At 62.6% G+C, this 8,508-nt stretch carries 6 protein-coding genes and 1 pseudogene; 2 read left to right on the top strand and 5 right to left on the bottom strand.

Features of this window, described 5'->3' with window-relative positions; translation table 11 throughout:
* The first annotated feature begins 381 nt into the window (after window positions 1-381).
* Entirely contained in the window at window positions 382-1,152 is a 771-nt protein-coding gene (locus ACFDR9_RS25845) for a hypothetical protein (RefSeq protein WP_409032822.1), read from the top strand.
* 183 nt (window positions 1,153-1,335) lie between these two features.
* Here ACFDR9_RS25845 and tnpC read toward each other — a convergent pair whose 3' ends face one another.
* From tnpC to ACFDR9_RS25820, 5 genes are all read right to left on the bottom strand, one after another.
* Window positions 1,336-2,937, bottom strand: coding sequence for an IS66 family transposase (gene tnpC / locus ACFDR9_RS25840; RefSeq protein ID WP_409032823.1), 1,602 nt, complete (start codon window positions 2,935-2,937; stop codon window positions 1,336-1,338).
* A gap of 14 nt (window positions 2,938-2,951) precedes the next feature.
* The gene (gene tnpB / locus ACFDR9_RS25835) at window positions 2,952-3,329 is read right to left on the bottom strand and encodes an IS66 family insertion sequence element accessory protein TnpB (protein ID WP_409032821.1); all 378 of its coding nucleotides are present in this window, start codon (window positions 3,327-3,329) and stop codon (window positions 2,952-2,954) included.
* Window positions 3,329-3,643, bottom strand: coding sequence for an IS66 family insertion sequence element accessory protein TnpA (tnpA, locus tag ACFDR9_RS25830; RefSeq protein ID WP_409032820.1), 315 nt, complete (start codon window positions 3,641-3,643; stop codon window positions 3,329-3,331). Before tnpA ends, tnpB begins: the two co-directional genes overlap by 1 nt.
* 74 nt (window positions 3,644-3,717) lie before the next feature.
* A complete protein-coding gene (locus ACFDR9_RS25825) occupies window positions 3,718-4,293 on the bottom strand; it encodes a DUF4166 domain-containing protein (RefSeq protein ID WP_409032819.1) in 576 nt (191 codons plus the stop codon).
* A 21-nt stretch (window positions 4,294-4,314) separates the two neighbouring features.
* Complete coding sequence (locus tag ACFDR9_RS25820) at window positions 4,315-7,146, bottom strand: SEL1-like repeat protein (protein WP_409032818.1); 2,832 nt, start codon at window positions 7,144-7,146, stop codon at window positions 4,315-4,317.
* A 212-nt stretch (window positions 7,147-7,358) separates the two neighbouring features.
* Between ACFDR9_RS25820 and ACFDR9_RS25815 the strand changes: the two are divergent.
* A pseudogene (locus ACFDR9_RS25815) lies at window positions 7,359-8,508 on the top strand (S9 family peptidase); the annotation flags it as partial.

The following is an 8,508-nucleotide window of genomic DNA, read 5'->3' as shown; positions in this document are numbered from 1 at the left end:
TAATGGCAAGTTTACAAGGGGCGCGTTAGTTTATTGAATGTAAACGTGTTTTCAAACCGGCTGGGCGTTGGTCCGGACTTGTGTATAACGAGGTGGGGCAGACCCCCACTTGCCTTTGGTTTAAAAAGTGAACAGTCAACCCACAAAACACGTGGCGAAGCGCTTGGTAACATCGATTTTTTCCAGATGGTAAATTTATAGGATTGATACGATACAATCCATGGGGTATGACCGTCAGCTATCGGCCAAGAGCGGTCATTCAACCCTATTGCACTAAATCCCGCTAAGTCAGCTCATCATCAACGTCAATAATGGACCGAAAAATCAGCAAGACGTCGCTCCAGCCCAAGATAAGCTGTCGTCTTAATCGATTGAGAAATTATGTCCGCTTACTATCATCTTATTGATGTTTTGGCGTTCCAGCATCAGGTAGACCATGCCGCTGCTGAACTAAAGTTCCGCATGAGCGAGCTGATTGAGGAGAGCCTAAACGAGATTAAGCACTTCCAGAACTCAATGCCTCCGATGAGCATTTCGCTGGACGAAAAGCGCCCTCAACCCGTGCCCTACCGCTTTAGCTCTGTGCTGGCAATGTTGCAGACTTTTAGGGACGCCTTGATTGGCGCAGGCGTAATAACGAAAGGCTCTTCCGACATTGAAGATGGTGTTCATCATGCCGACCTGTTCAGAAAGCTACGCAACGCAATAGTCCATGACGGGTATCGGCCAATCAGCGCCTGGGTAGAAGGTCGCTATTACCTTCCTGTGAACGTAAAACGGAGCTCTAAACGAGGAAACAAGGAGGTTGAGGTGGAGATCATTGCGCCAGCTGAAGACGTGGAGACGCTTTGCTTGCAGTTCGCTGCGTCCTATTGTGAAACACTCGCAGCCCGACTTGATGGTCTGCCGGTAGATCAAAAGCTGCGCGGCCTGGAATTTAGCCGGGATTGGTTCGCTGCGGCTGGCAATCACCCCGCGATAAAGCCACTTCTAGAGATGATCGATCCGTCTAGGCACGAAGACTTGCGAACAGCGAATGCTGAATTGCCAACCCCGCTACATGATGCCACTATCAAGCTTCGGGAGATCGCTGACCTTTGCCGGACTCGGCTTCACGAACTTGAGTCACTGCCAGTCTATCCCTTTCCTTGACTTGGCGCGCCAGCCGCTAAGCCGCCCGCCACATCTTGCGCCGGCTAACCTGAACGTCCCCTATGGGTCGTTTGCGGACATTCGGCTATGGCCGGCGAGCGTCGCCTTTACGGCGCCAGTGGAATAGCAAAGGTGCCGTGATAGCGGAACAGCAGCCCGAACGTAAGCGGTAAGCCGACGGCGTTATTGACTTGACTGGCGTTCGTCGCGTTGGTAAAGGTCGGAGCGCAGTGGATTCTTGGCGAACATCGTCTTCCACACGCGCGGCGTGAGTTGTTCGACCAACGACGCGGGGTGTTGGCCCACGCGCTGCAACACGTCGACCAGGTAGTCGTATGGATCGACATCGTGCAGGCGGCAGGTCACGAGCAAACTCTGGACGATGCCGATATGCTTGGCGCCCACTTCGGTCCAACTGAACATCCAATTTTTCCGGCCAAGAGGGATCACCCGCAGCGCCCGTTCCAAGTGGTTGGTGTCGATCGGGACATCGGGGTCGTCCAGGTAGACGGCGAGGCCGCTACGGCGCTCGCGGATGTAGTTCAGCGCCTTCGTGAAGGGACTGCTTGGCAGGAAGCCTTGCGCCTCGAAGTATTTGTCGACCCATTTGAAGAAGCGTTCCGCCACCGGCTTGGCGTGCGCCTGGCGCCATGCGCGCTTGGCCGCGCCTGTCATGTCGTTGTTGCGGATATGCTCCTCCGCCGCGTACAGCGCGGCGATGTGCTCGAGCGCCTTCTCGGCGTGCGCAGGCTCGATGTCCTTGGCTTCAAACACCTCCCGGCGCGCGTGCGCCCAGCACTGCGCGTGCGTCAGCCCGACCTGTTTGGCGTAACTGGCGTAGGCGGCGTAGCCGTCGCTGAGCAGCACGGCGTCGTCGGGCGGCGACAGCCCGAGCATGTCGCGCACATGCTGGCCGGCGCGGCCTGGCGAATGCGTGAAGCAAATCTCGTCGCGCTCTCCGTAGATCGGCCAGAAATAGGTTTGCTTCATCTTGCCGGGGCCCGCGTGACCGGCCTTGATCGGCACTTCGTCCATCGCCTTGACGCGGCTGGCCCGTATCGATTCGAGCTGCGCGTCGTAGATTGGTTCAAGAAGCGCCACGGTCGATTGCATCAATTGGGTCAACCACGGCCGGCTGACGCGGATGCCGGCGTCGTCGAGCCGGCGGTGCTGGCGGTACAGCGGCAAGTGGTAGTCGAACTTGTCGATCACCATGCCAGCGACGAAGCTGACGTCGGCGCGGCTGCCGTCGATCACGCCGACCGGCGCGGGCGTGCACGACAGCGCCCGCGTGTCCTTGCGCTTAATCAGGGGCCGCACGTACTTGAGCACGACATAGCTACCGGGGCGCTGCGCCAAGCGGTGCGTGACCTTCTCGCCGATCACCTCGTACTGGTCCGGCTTGAGCAGTTCCATGTCCGGGTTGGGCACCGCGATCACTTCCACCGGCACCCGCTTGTCGTCGAAGAACAAACTCGATTCGTCGGCGCCACTGCCGACCGGCTTGGCCTTGCGCTCATGGGCGACCACCACCGTTTTCTTGGCCGGTAGCGGCGTGTCGGCAATGGCGTCGAAACCCACGCCAAGAACGCCCTGAACACCTTCCGGCTCGGGATGGCGTTTCTCGCTTTTCTGGCCGAAGATTTGGCGCTGGAACCATGCGATCTGGCGGCGCAAATTGACGTTGTCGCGTTCCAGTTTGCCAACCAAATCGACCAGCTGCGCAGGCGTCAGCGAAGGCGCATCTGCAGGCGTGGACTGGGCGCAATGGAGATCGGAGGGCATGTGGAAATTGTATTTCATGCGCCCGCGTTTGTGCTCATATTTTGCGGTATCAGCGCAGTATTTTTATACCGACGGCGCACGCGCTTCGGCTCTATTCCTTCGAGCAGAAGCTTCAGGCCGGTCCAGTCCATTTCACGCGTGCTCACCGTGCCCCAATCGCTCAGCAGACGGCCCTGTTCGAGTCGCTTGGCCCACACGCACCAGCCGCTGCGATCAAAGTACAGCACCTTGATCTGGTTGGCGCGCCGGTTGATGAAGGCGAACAGATTGCCCGACAGTGGGTCTTGCCGCATCGTGTGCCTGGCCAGCGCGTACAAGCCATCGTAGGACAGGCGCATACTGACCGGCCGCCCGTACACGAATACGCGTATTTGCCCTTCCGGGAAGAACATCAGCGCCTCACGATCTGCAGCACAAGGCCATGGCCCAAGTCGAGGCGCACGTCCAGCGTTGCACCGGCCGAGTCACATGGCGTCATCGACGGCGCTGACGGCGCCGGTGGCATCACGCCGACGTCGATGAAGCCGGCAGCTGGCGCCACGTCGCCCACGGCCTCCAACTGCTTGCGCCAGCGATAAAACACCGCTTCCGACACCGACTCCGCCTGGCAAAATGACTTGATCTGCTGACCGCTCTTGGCAAACCGTGCCAGCCGTTGGCGCCATTCCACTTCTTTACGTGATTGTTTTACGACCATCCCATCCATGACCAATCTCCATCGCGTTGAACACGGATGAGATTGTGCCGACACGAATGCTGCCCGGATATAACGCCGCTGGCTTACCGCTTACGCCCGAACAGCGGATGCTTCAACTCCATCTTCATGCGCACGGTGTCGCCGCCCGCCGGCCGCTCTTCCACGTAGGCCTTGCCGAAAAGCAGGCCGACCGGTATCGGCAGGTCGACGTTGAAGATGCGCCAGATGTAGCCGTGGTCGCGGAAGACGATGGCGCCACCCTCGGCGCTGACCTTCAGGCGCATGCCCACGCCGAAGCGGACGAACTCGATGACGTCGTTGCCCGACTGGTGCTCCATGTGCGAGCGGAAGTGGAACAGCTTGCCCGCCGTGAAGCGGAAGGCGCGGTCCCAGTAGATGTTCTTGTTGCTTGGCGACGCCGTGTAGCCGACGTCGACCGGCACGTCCTTGGCGTTGTACGGCACCACGGCGCCAAACAGCAGCCCGAACGGAATCAGCAGCTTGGCGAAGCGCGAGTGGTAGATCTCGTTCATCGTGCCGCTGATGCAGACCGCGTCGTTCGAATACGGGCGCAGGAAATAATGCCGCTGTATGACCGCGCCCAGCTTATCCCATTCGGCGCCGAGTATTTGCTGGAAAACCGGTTCCGATCCATTCATGGCAGAGCTTTCGGAGGACTGTCAGCCCAGTTGATATTGATCCCACAACGCATGGGCTTCGTCGGCGTAGAGACCCGAATGCCAGACTTGGCGCAAATGGCTCCTTGCGGCGTCGGGCTTGCTCGCGCCGCCATATTGGCCCAGGAAGCAACGGGCCAGGCCGATGTGGCCCTCGTCCAGCCCACTCCCAAGCAATAATTTATAGAAATAGATGGCCCGTTGCAGCGCGCGCTTGTGTTCCTTCGGCTGGTTGGCCGCGTGCGCCGCCGCCGCTTGTTCGCCATACAACTCGGCGGCGGAGTGGCAGGCGTCCGAATTGCCTTCGCGGCTCGGGGTGGCCTCGGCCGCCAGCTCGAAGTATTCGAGGGCGATGTTTTCATCCACCGGCCCGCCGATGCCGTCGCGCCAGCAATTGCCGGCGTTGGTTTGCGCCTGCGCCAGGCCGGATTCGCCGCCTTCGGCCGCCGCGATGTACATGGCGCGGGCGCGCGCGGCGTCGACTTCGTCGCCCAGATAATATTCATATAGCTTGCCCAAGGCATTCAGGGCCTTCTTGTTGCCCGGGACCAGGGGTTCTAATTGCAGCCGGGCCGCGACCGCGTCCGCTTCGCAGCCGTGGCCCTCCATCAGGTAGTAGCCGTACAGGTATTGCGCCTCCTCGTTGCCGCCCGCCGCGGCGGTGGCGTAGAAGCTGCACGCCTTCGCCATGTCGACGCCGACGCCCTGGCCGTGGGTGTAGATGTCGCCGACGATTTTGCAGGCGTCGGGGTCGGTGGCGCCGGGGAGCACGTGGGTTTTCTTGCGCCGCACGATGTTGAGCAGTCCCTTGAGCACGGAGTGCGGCGCGATGGCCGGCGCCTTGCTCTCGTCGAAGGCGCGCCGCAGTTGGTAGATCAGTTCGGACTCTTCGCGCCCGTCCGGGTACAGCCGCCATCCCTGGTGCTCGCGCCAGCCGAGGATCGGCCGGCCTTCCGACCAGTCGATGCCGATGCCGTGCGCAATCGCGTGCAGGTGCCACGGCTGCGCCCCCTGATAGGCCTCCTGGTCGATCCAGTCGTAGGGCTGAGCGCTGAGCAGCTTGCCCGCGGCGTCGGCGATGACGTAGCCGCGTTCCGGCGCATGGGCCAGCAGCGCCACCTGTTGTTGCTGGAAGCGGAACGGTTGCGCCACGGCGTATTCGCAGGGCAGAATCTGCTCTTGCCGGTCGATCGACCACACGCCCAGGCCTTGCTGCTCGCGCCCGACCAGCAGCAGTTGCGGCAGTCCGGTGAGGGAATCGAGCGGAGGTTCCAGCACGTCGGAGGTGAAGGGCAGGTAGTCGATGCTGCAAAATTCAAAGGGCGCGCACAGCTCGCCATTGGCCAGGCAAGCCGCGGTCAGTCCGTCGCTGCTCGTGACCGCATACAGGGCCGGTGCGATGCCCGCTTCGCTTTCCTCTGGCGGCAGCAGCAATTCAATGTCGTCGTAGCGGACCGGGATGCCGGCGCTGCCATCGCGGCGGACGGTGCCGAACAGGCCGTTTTGCTGGACCAGCGCGTCGTATTCGAGGACCAGGCAGTCGATGTCCTCGTAGGCGCCCGAGAACCACGGCCGGCCGTCGCCGAAGAATACGGCGCGGTGGCCGTCGTCGCCCGTCGCCAACCAGGCAACGAGGTCCTCGTCCCACTCGACGGCGGAGTAGGCCGCCGGGATGACGAAGGCGCCGACGCGGTCGATGACGCCGTAGCCTTGCGCCGTTTGCACCACCGCCTGGCCTTGCGGCAAAAAACTCTCGCTATCGTCCAGAAACTGCGGCGCGATCACTTCGCAGCCGAGTTGGTTGACGTAGCCGGTCAGGCCGCCCAGCACCACGGCGGCGAGGCCGGCGCTAAAGTTGAAGGCGTCGTCGTAGCGCGGCCGCACCAGCCAGCGGCCCTTGCTGTCCAGATAGCCGTAGCGCCCGTCCAGCCTGGCCAGCGCCACGCGCTCCTGGAATTCGTAGAGTTCGTCGAGCACCGGCGCCAGCACGACCTTCCCGTTGGCGTCGTAGATGCCCCACAGATCGTTTTGGCACAGGCCGGCGACGTCAATCTCATAGTCGAACGCGCTGATGTCGTCGTATTCGGCGGGCAGCACCGGCGTGCCATCGTGCCGGCACAGGCCGACCATGCCGTTTTCGTTGTAGCTGTATAAGTCGTGGCCGACGTAGTCGAGGTGGTCGGCGCCATCGGCCGCGTCTTGCGACCGTCCCTGGCCCGCGCGGTATTCGCCGAACGTCGCGTCGACCTTGGCGTCGCTGTAGGCGTGGAAATAGTCGTGCGACCAGCAGGCGAAGCCGAGGCTGTTCGCCGCGTCGCGCGGATCGATTTTATACAGCCTTTCAATGCCGCGGTAATCGTCCTGCCGCATCGCCTGCTCGGCCTGTTGCCAGGTTTTGGCGCATTGGCGCATGAACGATTCCAGCTGGGCGTCCTCGGACAGCTCGTCGCCGACCATCATGAAGTATTCGTTCAGGTCGGCGCTGTAGGCCAGGCCCGACAGCGTGGCCAGGTATTGCCGCAGTCCCTCGGTTTTGCGCTGGAAGTCCGCCGCGTCGGGCAGCATCGGATGCTGTCCGACGAAGTCGAGCAGGGTGAACAGGCGCTGTTCCGCCAGGGTGCGCTCGGCGTAAATGCCGCCGCAGACGGAGGGCAGGAAAATCTGCTGGAAATCCTGCGCCGGCCCGCTCGCCGCAGTGCTGAACAACACGCGCCACAGCGGCGGCAGGAAATTGTTGCCGCTGCCGACTTCATGGCAGATGACGGGTGCCGCTTCCCCGCTGTCGCGTGCCGTTGGCAGTTTGTCGGTGGTGTAGAGGAAGGTCCGGTTACCCATGCTGTTTGCGTGTTCCAGAGGTGGTTGTCATTGTTCGGTTCTAGTTGGGGCGCCAGCGAACGTTGCGCGTCGATCACGGTATTTTTAGTTTAACAATATTTCTGACATGAAGTCGCCGTGTTGCGGCCTCGCCAAGCTTGGTATCATGCACGTCGGCGGCGCCTGATGCAGAGCCTCGCCGACACTTTTATCTACACATCGGAGAAGAACGAATGAATGTACGTTTGCTGCTACTCGGTGCCGCCATGGCGAGCACCGGTGCGCTTGCCGCGCCGCGCGGTTTCACGGTTGAAGACCTGGTCAAGATGGAGCGGGTCGGTAGTCCGGTGCTGTCGCCGGACGCTTCGCGCGTGGTGTATTCGGTGCGCTCGACGGATATGGAGAAAAACCGCGGCAACACCCAGTTGTGGATGATCGACCTGCGCGCCGCCAAGCCGCTGCCGCGCCAGCTCACCGGCAGCGACGCCAGCAGCACCGACCCGGAATGGTCGCCGGCCGGCGACGCCATCTACTTCCTGTCGGCGCGCTCCGGCTCGTCGCAGGTGTGGCGCCTGCCGCTGGGCGGCGGCGAGGCGGCCAAGGTCAGCGACCTGCCGCTGGACGTCGACAACTTCCGCCTGTCGCCGCAGGGCGACCGGCTGGCGCTGAGCATGGGCGCCTTCCCCGACTGCGCCGACCTGGCGTGCACCAAGACGCGCCTGGACGCGCAGGCGAAGACCAAGGCCAGCGGCCGCGTCTACGACAAGCTGTTCGTGCGCCACTGGGACGCCTGGGACGACGGCCGCCGTTCGACGCTGTATTCGGCGCCGCTGGACGGCGCCGGCCGCCTGGGCGCGGCGCCGGTCAGCCTGAGCGGCAGGCTCGACGGCGACGTGCCGTCGAAGCCCTTCGGCGACCACGAGGAATACCGCTTCAGCCCGGACGGCAAGAGCATCGTGTTCTCGGTGCGCATCGCCGGCAAGTCGGAATCGTGGTCGACCAATTTCGACCTGTATGAGGTGCCGGCCGCCGGCGGCAAGGCGCCGCGCAACCTGAGCGCCGAGAATCCGGCCTGGGACAGCAAGCCGATCTTCTCGCCGGACGGGCGCACGCTGGCCTACCTGGCGATGACCCGGCCCGGCTTCGAAGCCGACCGCTTCCACATGGTCTTGCTGGATGTCGCCAGCGGCAAGAAGCGCACGCTGGCCGACGACTGGGACCGCTCCATCGCCGACTTCCGCTGGACCCCGGACGGCAAGGCGCTGCTGGGGGGGGGGGGGGGGGGGGGGGGCGGCGGGGGGGACTCCTCGCGCATCCGGGAACCACAAAACGATAGCAACCAAGAGCAAAGAGCAGGGGTAGTGCTTCTGCACCCAACGCAAC

This window comes from Janthinobacterium sp. CG_23.3 (assembly GCF_046115965.1).
Lineage (GTDB): Bacteria > Pseudomonadota > Gammaproteobacteria > Burkholderiales > Burkholderiaceae_D > Janthinobacterium.
The sequence above is the reverse complement of the archived record's forward strand: the minus strand, read 5'-3'. Positions and strand labels throughout refer to the sequence as shown.

Excerpts from the sequence above, each read along its gene's own strand:
- ACFDR9_RS25845 (WP_409032822.1), top strand. The coding sequence starts at position 382 with ATGTCCGCTTACTATCATCTTATTGATGTTTTGGCGTTCCAGCATCAG.
- tnpC (WP_409032823.1), bottom strand. The coding sequence starts at position 2,937 with ATGCCCTCCGATCTCCATTGCGCCCAGTCCACGCCTGCAGATGCGCCT.
- tnpB (WP_409032821.1), bottom strand. The coding sequence starts at position 3,329 with ATGTTCTTCCCGGAAGGGCAAATACGCGTATTCGTGTACGGGCGGCCG.
- tnpA (WP_409032820.1), bottom strand. The coding sequence starts at position 3,643 with ATGGATGGGATGGTCGTAAAACAATCACGTAAAGAAGTGGAATGGCGC.
- ACFDR9_RS25825 (WP_409032819.1), bottom strand. The coding sequence starts at position 4,293 with ATGAATGGATCGGAACCGGTTTTCCAGCAAATACTCGGCGCCGAATGG.
- ACFDR9_RS25820 (WP_409032818.1), bottom strand. The coding sequence starts at position 7,146 with ATGGGTAACCGGACCTTCCTCTACACCACCGACAAACTGCCAACGGCA.